This is a genomic window from Kitasatospora sp. GP30 (assembly GCF_029892145.1).
Classification (GTDB): Bacteria; Actinomycetota; Actinomycetes; order Streptomycetales; family Streptomycetaceae; genus Kitasatospora; species Kitasatospora acidiphila.
In genome coordinates this window covers 42,120-55,900 of sequence record NZ_JARZAH010000014.1, presented here as the reverse complement: position 1 = coordinate 55,900, position 13,781 = coordinate 42,120, and the positions used below count along the sequence as shown (strand labels likewise).

13 protein-coding genes and 1 pseudogene are annotated in these 13,781 nt (G+C 70.6%); 10 read left to right on the top strand and 4 right to left on the bottom strand.

Features of this window, described 5'->3' with window-relative positions; all coding sequences use genetic code 11:
• Positions 1–29 precede the first annotated feature (29 nt).
• On the bottom strand, positions 30–614 hold the full coding sequence (locus P3T35_RS21005; protein WP_101378985.1) for a flavodoxin family protein: 585 nt from the start codon (positions 612–614) through the stop codon (positions 30–32).
• 140 nt (positions 615–754) lie between these two features.
• Between P3T35_RS21005 and P3T35_RS21000 the strand changes: the two genes are divergently transcribed.
• Positions 755–1,171, top strand: coding sequence for a helix-turn-helix domain-containing protein (locus P3T35_RS21000; RefSeq protein WP_101378984.1), 417 nt, complete (start codon positions 755–757; stop codon positions 1,169–1,171).
• A 202-nt stretch (positions 1,172–1,373) separates the two neighbouring features.
• A complete protein-coding gene (locus P3T35_RS20995; RefSeq protein ID WP_101378983.1) occupies positions 1,374–3,395 on the top strand; it encodes an NADPH-dependent 2,4-dienoyl-CoA reductase in 2,022 nt (673 codons plus the stop codon).
• Positions 3,396–3,448: 53 nt separating this feature from the next.
• On the opposite strand, the gene gcvH is transcribed toward P3T35_RS20995, so the two are convergent.
• Positions 3,449–3,823, bottom strand: coding sequence for a glycine cleavage system protein GcvH (gcvH, locus tag P3T35_RS20990; protein WP_101378982.1), 375 nt, complete (start codon positions 3,821–3,823; stop codon positions 3,449–3,451).
• A gap of 182 nt (positions 3,824–4,005) precedes the next feature.
• On the opposite strand from gcvH, the gene P3T35_RS20985 reads away from it, so the two are divergent.
• The 6 genes from P3T35_RS20985 (at position 4,006) to P3T35_RS20960 (ending at position 9,637) form a co-directional block, all read left to right on the top strand.
• Positions 4,006–4,917 (top strand): squalene/phytoene synthase family protein, encoded by a 912-nt coding sequence (locus tag P3T35_RS20985; protein ID WP_101378981.1) that lies wholly within the window; start codon positions 4,006–4,008, stop codon positions 4,915–4,917.
• Between the two features lie 84 nt (positions 4,918–5,001).
• The gene (leuE, locus tag P3T35_RS20980; RefSeq protein ID WP_101378980.1) at positions 5,002–5,682 is read left to right on the top strand and encodes a leucine efflux protein LeuE; all 681 of its coding nucleotides are present in this window, start codon (positions 5,002–5,004) and stop codon (positions 5,680–5,682) included.
• A gap of 78 nt (positions 5,683–5,760) precedes the next feature.
• A complete protein-coding gene (locus tag P3T35_RS20975; RefSeq protein ID WP_101378979.1) occupies positions 5,761–6,294 on the top strand; it encodes a helix-turn-helix transcriptional regulator in 534 nt (177 codons plus the stop codon).
• A gap of 95 nt (positions 6,295–6,389) precedes the next feature.
• On the top strand, positions 6,390–6,863 hold the full coding sequence (locus P3T35_RS20970; RefSeq protein ID WP_101378978.1) for a carboxymuconolactone decarboxylase family protein: 474 nt from the start codon (positions 6,390–6,392) through the stop codon (positions 6,861–6,863).
• A gap of 282 nt (positions 6,864–7,145) precedes the next feature.
• Positions 7,146–9,101 carry a S53 family peptidase gene (locus tag P3T35_RS20965; protein WP_101378977.1) on the top strand — a complete coding sequence of 652 codons (1,956 nt, stop codon included), beginning with the start codon at positions 7,146–7,148 and terminating at the stop codon, positions 9,099–9,101.
• Between the two features lie 161 nt (positions 9,102–9,262).
• Positions 9,263–9,637: a hypothetical protein gene (locus P3T35_RS20960; protein ID WP_101378976.1), complete on the top strand. Its 375-nt coding sequence runs from the start codon at positions 9,263–9,265 to the stop codon at positions 9,635–9,637.
• Here P3T35_RS20960 and P3T35_RS20955 read toward each other — a convergent pair.
• Positions 9,634–10,191, bottom strand: coding sequence for a GNAT family N-acetyltransferase (locus tag P3T35_RS20955; RefSeq protein WP_101378975.1), 558 nt, complete (start codon positions 10,189–10,191; stop codon positions 9,634–9,636). The two genes, P3T35_RS20960 and P3T35_RS20955, sit on opposite strands and share 4 nt — an antisense overlap.
• Positions 10,192–10,606: 415 nt before the next feature.
• Here P3T35_RS20955 and P3T35_RS20950 point away from each other — a divergent pair, with 415 nt between their 5' ends.
• Complete coding sequence (locus tag P3T35_RS20950) at positions 10,607–12,307, top strand: serine/threonine-protein kinase (RefSeq protein WP_101378974.1); 1,701 nt, start codon at positions 10,607–10,609, stop codon at positions 12,305–12,307.
• A 21-nt stretch (positions 12,308–12,328) separates the two neighbouring features.
• On the opposite strand, the pseudogene P3T35_RS20945 reads toward P3T35_RS20950, so the two are convergent.
• A pseudogene (locus P3T35_RS20945) lies at positions 12,329–13,203 on the bottom strand (IS5 family transposase).
• A 170-nt stretch (positions 13,204–13,373) separates the two neighbouring features.
• Between P3T35_RS20945 and mscL the strand changes: the two are divergent.
• Positions 13,374–13,769, top strand: a complete 396-nt coding sequence (mscL, locus tag P3T35_RS20940; protein WP_101378973.1) for a large conductance mechanosensitive channel protein MscL — start codon at positions 13,374–13,376, stop codon at positions 13,767–13,769.
• Positions 13,770–13,781 lie beyond the last annotated feature (12 nt).

Genomic DNA, 13,781 nt, shown 5'->3' with positions numbered 1-13,781 from the left:
TCAGGCGCCGTTGATCAGGTAGCCAAGGCTCAGGCCGCGGCCTTGCCCGCCACGAAGATCTTCGCCTGCTCGGCGACCCGGCGGCCCAGGTGCTCGGCGGTGGCCACATCGGACTTGTGCACGCCCTCCGGCCCCTGGTCGACGTTGCTCTGGGCGCCGGCGCCGAGGAAGAAGCCCAGGCGGTTGAGGTCGCTCTCGCTGCCCTCGGTGCTGTTCCAGCCCGGCAGCAGGCCCAGGTTCACCCAGGTCATGCCGTGCTGGGCGGCCAGACCGGAGAGGAACTGCAGGGTGGCCAGCTTGTCACCGCTCTTGGAGCCCGAGTTGGCGAAGCCGGCGGCCAGCTTGTTCTGCCAGGTGCGCTCGAACCAGCGCTTGGAGCTGGCCTCGGCGAAGGTGTGGAAGGCACCGGAGGCGCCGCCCATGTACGTGGGGGAGCCGAAGATGACGGCGTCCGAGGCGTCCAGCAGCTCCCACTGCTCCTCGGTGATCTCTTCCACCTTGATCAGGTGCACGGTGGCACCCGTGCTCGCGGCACCCTCGCGGACGGCCTCCGCGATGACGGCGGTGTGGCCGTAGCCGGAGTGGAAGGCAACGGAAATAACAGGGCTGGTCACTGAATGCTCCCCAGGGGACGTTCGCGGTGCTTGCTGCGTGGTGCTGACGCAAGAAAAGCACTGTCTTTTCGAAAGCGCAACCCTTTCGGGTGACGCTTTCCCAGGGTTGGCGCCAGCGCTTTGGGGCGTACAATGTCGGGATGGCGACTGAACCCTGCGCCGGATCCCCCGCCGGCCTCGAGCAGCTTTCCGACGAGCTCCCCTACGACGTGTTCGCGCGCAACTGCCCGTCGCGGCACGTGCTCAAGGACGTCACCCACGCCTGGGGCAGCCTCACCCTGGCCGCGCTGCTGGACGGCAGCTTCCGCTTCAACGAGCTGCGCCGCCGGGTCGACGGGGTGAGCGAGAAGATGCTGTCGCAGACGCTGCACGCGCTGGAGCGCGACGGTCTGGTGCACCGGGAGGCGCAGCTGACCAACCCCCCGCGCGTGGACTACCGCCTCACCGAGCTCGGCATGACGGTGGCCCGGCAGCTGCAGGAGCTGATCATGCTGGTCGAGGGGCGGCTGCCCGAGATGCTGGCCGCGCAGCAGGCCTACGACGCCCGGCAGGCCTGACCTCCAAAGGCTCAGGCGTCCGGCGGTCCGACCGCGCTGCCTCCGGGGCTCAGGCGCTCGCTGGGTCGACCGGTCGGTAGCCGTCCAGCCTCGCTCTCGTGGAACGCGCTTCATGAAGCATGCCGAGCCTTTATGAAACTGGTTGCACAGTAGGCACCCCGGCGCCTACTGTTCAGTAACCACACTCGCGCGAGGAGTCCGGATGACCGCCTACCCCCACCTGCTCAGCCCGCTCGACCTGGGCTTCACCACGCTGCCCAACCGCGTGCTGATGGGCTCCATGCACGTGGGGCTCGAGGAGGCCGAGAACGGCTTCGCGCGGATGGCCGAGTTCTACGCCACCCGGGCCCGCGGCGGCGTGGGCCTGATCGTCACCGGCGGCATCGCACCCAACGAGGCCGGCCGCCCGTGGGGCGGCGGCGCCAAGCTCACCACCGAGGAGGAGGCGGCCGAGCACCGGGCGATCACCGAGGCCGTGCACCGCGAGGGCGGCCGGATCGCCCTGCAGATCCTGCACTTCGGCCGCTACGCCTACCACCCCGAGCTGGTCGCCCCGAGCGCCATCCAGGCCCCGATCAGCCCGTTCGTGCCGAACGAGCTCACCGCGGAGCAGATCGAGCAGACCATCGAGGACTTCGCCCGCACCGCCGAGCTCGCCAAGCAGGCCGGCTACGACGGCGTGGAGATCATGGGCTCCGAGGGCTACCTGATCAACGAGTTCATCGCCGCGCCGACCAACCAGCGCACCGACGACTGGGGCGGCAGCTACGAGAACCGGATGCGCTTCCCGGTGGAGATCGTCCGGCGGGTGCGCGAGCGGGTCGGCGCCGAGTTCATCATCATCTACCGGCTCTCGATGCTCGACCTGATCCCCGGCGGCTCCACGCTGCCCGAGGTGATCCAGCTGGCCCAGGCCGTCGAGCAGGCCGGCGCCACCATCATCAACACCGGTATCGGCTGGCACGAGGCCCGCATCCCGACCATCGCCACCTCGGTGCCGCGCGGCGCCTTCGCCTGGGTCACCAAGAAGGTGATGGGCTCGGTCTCGATCCCGCTGGTCACCGTCAACCGGATCAACACCCCCGAGCTGGGCGAGCAGTTGCTCGCCGACGGCTCGGCCGACATGGTCTCGCTGGCCCGCCCGCTGCTGGCCGACCCGGAGTTCGTCAACAAGGCGGCGGCCGGCACCCCGGAGGCGGTCAACACCTGCATCGGCTGCAACCAGGCCTGCCTGGACCACACCTTCCAGATGAAGATCACCTCCTGCCTGGTCAACCCGCGGGCCTGCCACGAAACCGAGCTGGTGCTCTCACCGACCAAGCTGCGCAAGCGGATCGGCGTGGTCGGCGCCGGCCCGGCCGGCCTCGCCTTCGCCGTCAGCGCCGCCGAGCGCGGCCACGCCGTCACCCTCTACGACGCTGCCGCCCAGATCGGCGGGCAGCTCAACATCGCCCGCCAGGTGCCCGGCAAGGAGGAGTTCAACGAGACCCTGCGCTACTACCGGCACCAGCTGGCCGCGCTCGAGGTCGAGCTGCGGCTCGGGGCGGTGGTGACGGCCGAGCAGCTCGCCGCCGAGGGCTACGACGAGGTGGTGCTGGCCACCGGCGTCACCCCGCGCGGCCCCGAGATCCCCGGCAGCGACCACCCCAGTGTGCTCAGCTACCTCGACGTGCTGCGCGACAAGGCGCCGGTCGGCGAGCGGGTGGCGATCATCGGCGCCGGCGGCATCGGCTTCGATGTCGCCGAGTACCTCACCGACCCCGGCAAGGGCGCCAGCCAGGACCCGGCCGTCTTCTTCGAGCAGTGGGGCGTGGACACCGAGCACACCACCCCCGGCGGCGTGACCCGCCCGGTCCGCGCGGCGTCGCCGCGCACCGTCCACCTGCTGCAGCGCAAGACCAGCAAGGTCGGTGCCGGCCTGGGCAAGACCACCGGCTGGATCCACCGCACCGAGCTCAAGCACCGCGGCGTCACCATGGTCGCGGGCGTCAGCTACCAGCTGATCGACGACGCGGGCCTGCACCTGCTGGTCGACGGCGAACCGCAGCTGCTCCCCGTGGACACCGTGGTGCTCTGCGCCGGCCAGCTGCCGCGCCGCGACCTCCTCGACGGCCTGCGGGCGGCGGGCATCGAGGCGCACCTGATCGGCGGCGCCGACGTGGCCGCCGAGCTCGACGCCAAGCGCGCCATCGACCAGGGCACCCGGCTGGCGGCGGCGCTGTAGCCGCCTGCGGTTCCCGGGGGTGGGGCGGGGTGCCCCACCCCCGGGACGCCGTGTCACTCGCTGATGTAGGCCTGGTACTGCTCCGCGGTCAGCAAGCCGTTGACGGCCTTCGGGTCGGTGACGTCGAGCTTGATGAGCCATGTGGCGTGGGGGTCCTCGTTGATGAGCTCCGGCTCACTGTCCAGGTCGCCGTTCACCTCCTCGACCTTCCCGGCGAGCGGCACGAACAGCTCGCTCACGGACTTGACCGACTCCACCGTCCCGAAGGCATCATCCTGCTCGAACTGCTTGCCGACCTCGGGAAGCTCCACGAACACGATGTCCCCGAGCTGCTTCTGCGCGAAGTCGGTGAGGCCCACCGTCCCCACCTTGCCCTCCAGCAGGATCCACTCGTGCTCCTTGGTGTAGCGGTACTCCGTTGGGTACATGAGGCAGCCTCCCGGTGTGATCGGTGGGTACGGCTGGGAAGCCTACTGACGGACCGTCAGAAAGCTCGTCAAGTACCGCGGGAAACACCAGAACGAGTGATCCCACTGGCCCGTACACCACTCGATCATGTATCGTGCGGCGGCCCTGACCAGGGCTGAGCAGCGGAGATGAGCGAGGACGAGTGGGCAGCTGGGAGCGGGCGCTGGACGCCGCCGGGATACGGGATCCCCGGCTGCGCGATGACTACGGTCGGCAGCGCGAGCAGGTGACCCGCTACCGGCGCGAGGCCGCCCTCGCCGCTCGGCTGCTGCTGCCCGCCGCGCTGGTTCCGCACGTGATCGCCGCCACCGCGTTCATGCACCGCACCGACGGCCTGCTCGACAGCGGGCCGGTCGCCGAGCGCAAGGCGGCGTTCGCGGCCTGGGAGGGTGAGGTCGCCGACAGCCTCGCTGCGGGGACGACGGACAACCCCGAACTGCGCCCGCTACTGAACACCGTGGCCGCGCACCCGGTTCTCGCCGGCCGAGTACGGGACTTCCTCGCCACGGCCACCGCCGACCTCGACTTCGCGGGATTCGCCGCCGAGGCCGACTACCAGCGATACCTGGACGACTACTCGCTGCCCGCCTTCATGGTCGTGGCCGCCCTGCTCGGCCCGACCGGCGACCAGTCCGCCTACCGCGCGGCCTGCCGCACCTACATCGACGGCAGCCAGCGGCTGGACTTCGTCAATGACCTGGCGGAGGACCTGGAAGGCGGCCGACTCACCATCCCCGACGAGTATCTGACGCTTCATCAGGTAGCTCGCGACGACCTGGCGCAGGGGCGCTCCGGTCCGTCCGTCGCGGCCCTGCTCGCCGAGCAGCTGGACCGGGCCGACCGCACCCTGGCCGAGGGGCGGGCCGTCATCGACCTCGTGCCGCCCGCGCACCGCCCGATGGTCCGCTGCATGGTCCGCCTGGAGGAGCTCACCAGCGCCGCCGCCCGTGCCGACATCCCCGCGCTGCTCCGCCGCTCGGCCGGCCCCGGCAAGCCGGCCGCGCTGCGGCTGCTGGGCACCGAGTACCTGCGGGCACGCCGTCTGCGGGGGTGACGAGCACCACTTTCCAGCGCCCGTTCATCGCACCGTAGGCTGGGCAGCTGATCCGACCGCCGCCCCAGGAAGCGAAGACCGCCTGTGTTCGGAGTGCACCACCTGGCCACGTATGTGCTGGGCGCCCTTGTGATCGTCCTGCTGCCCGGCCCGAACTCGCTCTATGTGCTCTCGGTGGCCGCCCGCAAGGGTGTGCGGACCGGGTTCCGGGCGGCGGCGGGGGTGTTCACGGGTGACCTGACGCTGATCACGCTCACCTCGTTCGGGGCCGCCTCGCTGCTGCGGGCCGATCCGGCGGTGTTCGCGGTGGTGAAGTTCGGCGGTGCGGGCTACCTGCTGTGGATGGGCGTGGGCATGCTCCGGTCGGCGCGTGGGCTGTGGCGCCAGCGGGCGGGGGCGGTGGCCGCCGCCACTCCCGAGGCGGTTGCGGAGGCGGAGGCCGCCGCCGAGTCCGTCTCCGGTGAGCGTCCGTTCCGGCGGGCGCTGGTGGTCAGCCTGCTCAATCCCAAGGCGATCCTCTTCCTGCTGTCCTTCTTCACCCAGTTCGTCGACCCCTCCTACGGTCTGCCGGCGCTCTCCTTCACGCTGCTGGGCGGCATCCTGCAGACCTTCAGCGTGCTCTACCTGACCACGCTGATACTGGTGGGCACCTCGCTGGCCGCGGCCTTCCACCGCCGCAAGCGGCTGTCGGCGACCATGACCAGCAGCGTCGCGGTGCTGTTCGCCGGCTTCGCGGCCAAGTTGGCCCTCTCCTCGGCCGCTTGAGCCATCCCGCGAGTCATCCCGCTTGAGCCAACCGGCCGGGCCGCTGGTCGGCTGGGCAGCCGTCACTAGAATCGGCCCATGTCGCTGCCGCACGCCATCCTCACCGCCCTGCTGGAGAAGCCGTCCTCGGGGCTGGAGTTGACGCGGCGGTTCGACAAGTCGATCGGGTTCTTCTGGTCCGCCACCCACCAGCAGATCTACCGCGAACTGGGCCGGCTGGAGCAGTCCGGGTTGATCCGCTCGCTGCCGCAGCCACCGAGCCGGGGGCAGCGCAAGGAGTACGAGGTGCTGCCCGCCGGCCGCGCCGCCCTCGTCGAGTGGGTCGGGCAGCCGCAGGATCCGAAGGCGGTCCGGGAACCACTGCTGCTGCGGCTGCGGGCGGCGGCCACGGTCGGTGGGCGCGGGCTCGCCGAGGAGCTGGAACGCCACCTGGAACTGCACGAACGCCAGCTGGCCGAGTACCTGGAGATCGAGCGGAACGACTTTCCGGTCGAGCGCGCCGCGGAGGAGAACCGCCTGCAGCACCGGGTGCTCAGCGCGGGCATCGGCCTGGAGCGGTTCTGGGTGGAGTGGCTTCGGGAGACGCTGGCGGTGTTGCGGCCGGGCGGGTGAGGCAGGTCACGGCTGCCCGCCCCGCGGGCGCTGTCACATTCGGCCGGGCCGCTCCGTCGGTGCTGTGTAAGCGTCGACACGGCAAGGAGACCACCATGGACGCCCGGCTCAACATCTACGCCAGCCCCGTCGGCGGCACGGTCACGAAGTACCTCAACGCAGCCGGCAAGGCGGTCTCGGACTCGACCCTGCCCGCTGCCACCCAGGAGCTGGTGAAGATCCGCGCCAGCCAGATCAACGGCTGCGGCTTCTGCACCGACATGCACACCAAGGACGCCGCCCACGCCGGGGAGACCTCGACCCGCCTCAACCTGGTCGCCGCCTGGCGCGAGGCCACCGTCTTCACTGAGGCCGAGCGCGCCGCCCTGGAGCTGACCGAACAGGGCACCCGGATCGCCGACGCGGCCGGCGGTGTCAGGGACGAGGCATGGGCGAACGCCGCCGAGCACTACGACGAGGAGCAGTTGGCCGCGCTGGTCTCGCTGATCGCCGTGATCAACACCTACAACCGGCTGAACGTGATCATCCGCCAGCCGGCCGGCGACTACCAGCCGGGCATGTTCGGCTGACGCCGGCAGCCCCGGGGGCCCGCCGGTCCGGCGGACCCCCCGGTTCGGCAACGCGGGGCAACTCTGCGGTAACTCCGAGGCAAAGCTACGAATTGTGAGCAAACGTCAGGAGAAATAGGGGGTATTGGTCACGGCCCGTCGCCGCTATGCTCGGCTCCTGCCAAGCGAGGCACACCCCATGCGCAACCGGCTCAACTCCGGTTGCTGACGCCTGCGCGCACCCGAGTGCGCCGGGCCTGACGGGGTGGTTGCTCGCGAACCTTTCCCAACGCAGGGGGGTACATGACCATCAATCGTGCCCAGTGGCGTGTTGCGACGAGCGTTGCGGCGATCCTGCCGCTGGTCGCCGGCGCGCTCGTGATCGGCATGCCGTCCGCCCAGGCGGACTCCGTTCCGCACGGCCGGGCCGCGCTGAACGACACCAAGCCGGCCTGGGCGACCAGTGCCGCCGACAAGGGCGCCACCGCGGACTCCGCGCCGGTGACCGCCCGGGTCTACCTGGCCGGCCGGGACCCGCAGGGCCTGACCGCCTACGCGCAGGCCGTGTCGGACCCGAACTCGCCGCTCTACGGCAAGTACCTGACGCCCGAGCAGGCGCAGGCCCGGTTCGGCGCCACCCAGGCGCAGATCGACGCGGTCACCAACTGGCTGAAGTCGTCGGGCCTGACGGTCACCGACGCCAACCAGCACTACGTCTCGGTCTCCGGTGACGCCGCCGCCGTGCAGAAGGCGTTCGCCACGCCGCTGCACGAGTACAGCAAGGACGGCAAGACCTACCACGCGCCCCAGCACGCCGCCTCCGCCCCGGCCACCCTGGCCGACGCGGTGCTCACGGTGACCGGCCTGGACAACGCGCCGCACAAGTCCACCCCGCAGGACACCCTGCCCGGCCCGACCGCCGGCTTCCGCAACGCGGGCCCGTTCTCCACCTACTACGGTCAGAACGTCGCCACCACGCTGCCGGACGCCTACGGCAGCAAGGTCCCGTACGCGATCCACGGCTACACCGGCGAGCAGCTGCGGGCGGCGTACGGCGCGGGCAAGTACACCGGCAAGCACGTGACCGTCGCGATCACCGACGCCTACGCCTCGCCGACCATGGCGGCCGACGCGGCCCAGTACGCGCAGCGCAACGGTGACGCGCCCTACCGCAAGGGCCAGTACAGCGAGGAGCTGCCGGCCGCCTGGAACAGCACGGACTCCTGCGGCGCGTCCGGCTGGTACGGCGAGGAGTCGCTGGACGTCGAGGCTGTGCACGCGGTCGCGCCGGAGGCGGACATCAAGTTCGTCGGCGCGTCCTCCTGCAACGACCCCGACCTGCTGGACGCCCTCACCAAGGTCGTCGACAAGCACCTGGCCGACATCGTCTCCAACTCGTGGGGCGACGTGGAGGCCAACGAGACGCCGGACCTGGCGGCCGCCTACGACCAGACCTTCAAGCTCGGCGCGGTCGAGGGCATCGGCTTCTACTTCTCCTCCGGTGACAACGGCGACGAGCTCGACAACACCGGCAAGAAGCAGGTCGACAGCCCGGTCAACTCGGCCTGGGTGACGGCGGTCGGCGGCACCTCGCTGGCCGTCGGCAAGAACGACACCTACAAGTTCGAGACCGGCTGGGGCACCGGCAAGGCGCTGCTCTCGGCCGACGGCAAGAGCTGGGAGAGCCTGCCCGGCGCGTTCACCGGCGGCGCCGGCGGCGGCACCAGCTCGCTGACCCCGCAGCCGGCCTACCAGGCCGGCGTCGTGCCGGACGCGCTGGCCAAGGCCAACGGCAGCACCCCGATGCGCACCGTGCCGGACATCGCGGCCGTCGCCGACCCCAACACCGGCTTCCTGGTGGGCCAGACCCAGACCTGGCCCGACGGCAGCGTCTCCTACGACGAGTACCGGATCGGCGGCACCTCGCTGGCCTCGCCGGTGATCGCGGGCATCCAGGCGCTGGCGCAGCAGGCCCAGCACTTCCCGATCGGCTTCGCCAACCCGGCGATCTACGCCCGCTACGGCTCGCCGCTGTTCCACGATGTGACGGACCACCCGCTGGGTGCCGACAAGGACATAGCGGAGGCCCGGGTCGACTTCGCCAACGGTGTCGACGCCTCCGGCGGTCTGAAGACCTCGGTGCGCACCCTCGGCAAGGACTCCTCGCTGCAGGCGACCGAGGGCTACGACGACGTGACCGGTGTGGGTTCGCCCGCCCCCGGCTATGTCGCCTCGTACGGCCCGCAGTTCAAGCACTGACAGCCGCACCCCACCTGGAACAGCCCCTGGACCCCCGTGGTCCAGGGGCTGTTCCGCGGTCCGGAGCCGATGTGCGGTCAGAACCGCCGGAAGCCTTGCCCACCGGCCCCCGGGGCTCGATCGTTGGACGTGAACCAGTTCTGCGAAGGGGGACGCGGACCATGGCACGGGGGAGCGCCGCGCGCACGCGGCGCGGTGACTTGCTGCGCGCCGCGCTCTGGGGCGGCAGCGCGCTGGCGATCGACGGGGTGCTGCTGTGGGCGGTGTGGCTGCCGGGCCTGCGCGTGGGTGCGGTGGACGGCTCGTTGGCCGAGTTGGAGGTCCAGTCATCGGTGAACCGGACGGTGCTGCTGCTCCTGCTGGTGGGGGCCGGCGCCGGGATCGGGGCGCTGGCGGCCGGCTACTGCCCCTCCGGTGCCCGGCGGCTGCGCTGCGCGGCGGAGGGCGCGCTGCTGGTGCACCTGGCGATCCCGGTCTTCCTGCTGGTCCGCTGGATGATCTACCCGCCGGCCCTCGCCCCCTTCGACCACCTCTAGAAGACTGTCCGGTGGACGGCCAGCTCGATCTCGTGGAACGGACTGTCTCCGGGCACCAGCACGGTGGCGCCGGTGGGTTCGAAGTCGGCTTTGCGGTAGAGGGCCTGGGCTCGGGGGTTGTCCTCGTGCACGAAGAGGCGGACCCGCTCGACCCGGGGCTCGGTCAGCGACCAGAACCACGCGACGGCGGCGCCGAGCAACTGCTCGGCGATGCCCGCGCCGCGAGCCTCGGGCCGCAGGAAGACGCCGAGCAGATGGGTCTGCGGAGCCTTCGGCGCTCCTCCGAAGGCCCAGTCGCCGCTGGGCAGTTCGACCCGCGCCGTGACCGTGCCCAACCACTCCCCGTCCGGGGCCTGCGCCACGAACTGCCGCAGCGACGTCCCTTCGGCGGAGGCCCGCGCACGTCCCTGCCATTCCCCGTCGGACCTGGCGGTCGCCTGCTCCAGCGTCTCCAGGAAGGCCAGGTGCGCGACCGGGTCCCGGAGCGCGAGCAGCCGTATCTCCTTGGCCTTGCGCCAGTCCTCGGCCAGAACGGTCTTGATGGTGTGCGTCATCCTGTGATCACCGCACCCGGTCGCACGGTGTCCGTAGGGACTCTCGACGGCCGCTGGCTGGATGTGGCGGCACTGGACGGAGAACACGCCTCGGGTCTACCACGCTGACCCGAGCAACACCCGGGAGTACCACGAAGTGGTGCTGTCACACGGCCGGTCAACTATGCGGCCCGGGGTAACAGTTGTTAACGACTCATCAAAAATCGGACTGGTGGTCACCTGCTGTCAGCACAGGCCTCTGACCTGCGTGGACGCGACCGATCAGGAATGGCCGGGCTGAAAACTGGCTATCCGTCAGGGAGTAGGCCACGATCGGAGGGTAGGGTCGGTGGGCCGAGGCTGCGGGAGCTTTCGCCGCCTCGCGCCGAGGTGTTGAGGGTTCTGAGAGAAACATGCTGACTGTGCGGGGCGACCGGTGTTCGAGGTTCGGGGCGAGTTCGACGGGAGTGGGGTGGTGAAGGCGCTGCAGGAGGGGGATCCCGCGCGGGTCGGTCCGTACGAGCTGGTGGCCGTGCTCGGCTCGGGCGGAATGGGCAAGGTCTACCTGGGGCAGCGCGACGGCGTCGCGGTCGCGGTCAAGGTGATCAACGGGGAGCTGGCGCACGACGCCGAGTTCCTCGCCCGGTTCCGCCGCGAGGTGGTCGCCACCCGAGCGGTGTCGGGGCCGTACGTGGCCGCCGTGGTGGACCACGACGTCGATGCGGAGCAGCCCTGGCTGGCGACCGAGTACGTGCCCGGTCCCTCGCTGCACGCGGTGATCGCCGAGCATGGTCCGCTCGGGGTCGTGCCAGTGCGGGCGCTGGGGATGCGGTTGGCCGAGGCACTGGCCGCGATCCACGAGGCGGGGCTGGTGCACCGGGACGTCAAGCCCGGAAACATCCTGCTGGGCCCGGACGGTCCCCGGCTGATCGACTTCGGGGTCGCGCGTGGTGCGGCGGTGACCACCCTGACCCAGACCGGGGTGCTGCTGGGCACCCCGCAGTTCATGGCACCGGAGCAGCTACAGGGCAAGGGCCGGGTCGGCCCGGCGGCCGACGTGTTCGCGCTAGGACTGGTGCTGGCCTTCGCCGCGACCGGTCAGCACCCCTTCGGCCAGACCGACTCCTTCGGGTTCGGCTTCCGGATCGTCTACGAGGAGCCGAACCTCGACGCCGTGCCGGCCGAGCTGGTCGAGGTGGTCCGGAGCTGCCTGGTCAAGGACCCCGAGCAGCGGCTGACCACCGAGGCGCTGGGGCGGGCGCTGAACCTGGGCGAGGCGACGCTCGATGTCAGCGGCGTGACCAGTCTGCGCGAGTACGCCGCCCATCCGCCCACCATTCCGGTCCTGCCGGAGGGGCCGAAGAGCGGCCGGCGGGCCCAGCTGCGGCGACCGTGGGTGATCGCTGCGGCGGCCGCGGTGGTGATCAGCGTGGTGGTCGCCGCCGTGCTGGGTCTGGACGGGCGGACGACGGCGGACAACCAGGGCCTGGGATCGCCGAGCGCCAGTCACCCGGGCTCCTCGGTGCCGGCGACTCCCACGGCGGGTTCCTCGGGTGCGAGCGGTTCGCCGTCCTCGGCCGCGCCGTCCTCCTCGCCACCGTCGTCGTCGCCGTCGGCCGCACCGTCGAGTGGCGCGCCCTCGCTCACGCAGACGCCGAGCGGAGCCACCGCCAGCCCGCCCAAGGGCTCCGGCAGTGTGGGCACCGGAGGAGGATCCGCCCCCGGGACGGGCGGGAACCCGGGTGGCATCAGCGGCAGTGCCACGAGCGCAGGCAACTCCGGCGGCACGCCTGGCGGTACGTCAGGAGGCAGCACCCCGCCCCCGAGCCCGGCCCCGCCGCAGGGCTCCCCGCCACCGGACATGACCCAGTTCAGCTACAAGTTCAACGAGTTCTGCGCCGGCGCGTGCTCGATGCCGCTGACCGTGAGCTGGACTGCTCTGTCGGGCGCGACCCGCTACGACATCCACTACGACAACCAGACCGCGAAGGTGGACACCATCTACTCGGCGACTGGTACCAGCTACGTGATCAACGGCCCGTACTCCGGAGACCACATCTGCCTCACGATGCGAGCCGCCAATCAGTACGGGGCCTCGGCCTGGACCCAGACCGGTTGCTTTGACGTGCCGTACTAGGGTCTGTTGCGAAAGCGCTGGTCAAAGCCACTCGTTGATGGCGGCGACCAGCACTGTCGCTTCGTAGTGCACGGCCAACTTGTCGTACCTCGTGGCAACCGCGCGGTGGCGCTTCAGGCGATTGATCCCGCACTCCACAGCGTGGCGCTCCTTGTAGTCCTCCTTGTCGAAGGCCGGCGGCCGGCCGCCTCGGGAGCCGAGCTTCTTCCGGTTGCGGACTTGGTTCGGCCTTCTCCGGGATGGTGCACTCGATCCTGCGTCTGCGCAGGTAGGAGCGGTTCGCGCGAGAGCCGTAGGCTTTGTCGGCGCGAACCTTGTCCGGTTTGGTGCGCGGCCGCCCCGGCCCGGTGCAGGGAACGCGGATGCGTTCGAGGACGGGCTGGAACTGCGGGCTGTCGTGCCGGTGCCCGGCAGTGATCAGCAGCGACAGCGGCTTCTGCCCCTGCTCGGTCGCGAGGTGGATCTTCGTGGTCAGGCCGCCGCGGGAGCGTCCGAGCCCGTGATCGTCTGGCTCGGCGTCGATCCCGCCGGCGGCTCGCGTTGCAGATCCCTTTTTTACGCGCGCCGGCGGCGTGCTGGTGGGCGCGGCAGACGGTCGAGCCCACGCTCACGTCCCAGGTGATCAGGCCCTGCGCGTCTGTCTGGACCTGCAGTTGCTCCAGGATCCGCTTCCAGGTGCCGTCGCGCTGCCAGCGACGAAAACAGGTCGTAGACCCGGTCCCACGGACCGTATCGCTCGGGGACGTTTCGCCACGGGGTGCCCGCCCGGGTCGCCACCGTATCCCGTCGATCAACTGCCGACGAGTCCACGTCCGCGGCCTGCCCGCCTTCTTCCCCACCGGCAGCAACGGCTCCAGCCGAGCCCACTGGCCGTCCGTCAGATCCCCTCGCGCCACACAATGATCATCGCAACCCAAGATCCACTTTCGCAGCAGACCCTAGTTGACCGGCCTTCAGACACGCTGCCCCCGAACGGCGGCGGCCCCTCACCCGGACGGCCGTGCTGACGCGCCGTCCGGTGTGCGGCCCTGAACGCTGGAGGGGTCGCGACACCGAGGAGGCTGTGATGTTCCAGGGCTTCAAGAAGTTCATCATGCGCGGGAACGTGGTCGACCTGGCGGTCGCCTTCGTCATGGGTGCCGCGTTCGTGGCGGTGGTGAACAGCCTGGTCAACGACCTGCTGACGCCGCTGATCGCCGCGATCTTCGGCAAGCAGGACTTCTCCGCGCTCACCTTCACGATCCACCAAAGCCTGTTCCGCTACGGCGCCTTCATCAACGCCCTGATCTCGTTCACCCTGATCGCCGCCGCGCTCTACTTCTTCGTGGTGGCACCGCTGAACGCGTACAACGATCGCAAGCGCCGCAAGGCCGGGCTGCCGGCGGCCGAGGAGCCGCTGACCGAGGTCGAGCTGCTCACCCAGATGCGCGACCTGATGCGCACCCCGCCGCCGCGCATCTGAGCCACGCTCGCC

What these genes read in the sequence shown, in the direction of transcription:
- P3T35_RS21000 (WP_101378984.1), top strand. Translation starts at nt 755, where the DNA reads ATGGCGACTGAACCCTGCGCCGGATCCCCCGCCGGCCTCGAGCAGCTT.
- P3T35_RS20995 (WP_101378983.1), top strand. Translation starts at nt 1,374, where the DNA reads ATGACCGCCTACCCCCACCTGCTCAGCCCGCTCGACCTGGGCTTCACC.
- gcvH (WP_101378982.1), bottom strand. Translation starts at nt 3,823, where the DNA reads ATGTACCCAACGGAGTACCGCTACACCAAGGAGCACGAGTGGATCCTG.
- P3T35_RS20975 (WP_101378979.1), top strand. Translation starts at nt 5,761, where the DNA reads ATGTCGCTGCCGCACGCCATCCTCACCGCCCTGCTGGAGAAGCCGTCC.
- P3T35_RS20970 (WP_101378978.1), top strand. Translation starts at nt 6,390, where the DNA reads ATGGACGCCCGGCTCAACATCTACGCCAGCCCCGTCGGCGGCACGGTC.
- P3T35_RS20965 (WP_101378977.1), top strand. Translation starts at nt 7,146, where the DNA reads ATGACCATCAATCGTGCCCAGTGGCGTGTTGCGACGAGCGTTGCGGCG.
- P3T35_RS20960 (WP_101378976.1), top strand. Translation starts at nt 9,263, where the DNA reads ATGGCACGGGGGAGCGCCGCGCGCACGCGGCGCGGTGACTTGCTGCGC.
- P3T35_RS20955 (WP_101378975.1), bottom strand. Translation starts at nt 10,191, where the DNA reads ATGACGCACACCATCAAGACCGTTCTGGCCGAGGACTGGCGCAAGGCC.
- mscL (WP_101378973.1), top strand. Translation starts at nt 13,374, where the DNA reads ATGTTCCAGGGCTTCAAGAAGTTCATCATGCGCGGGAACGTGGTCGAC.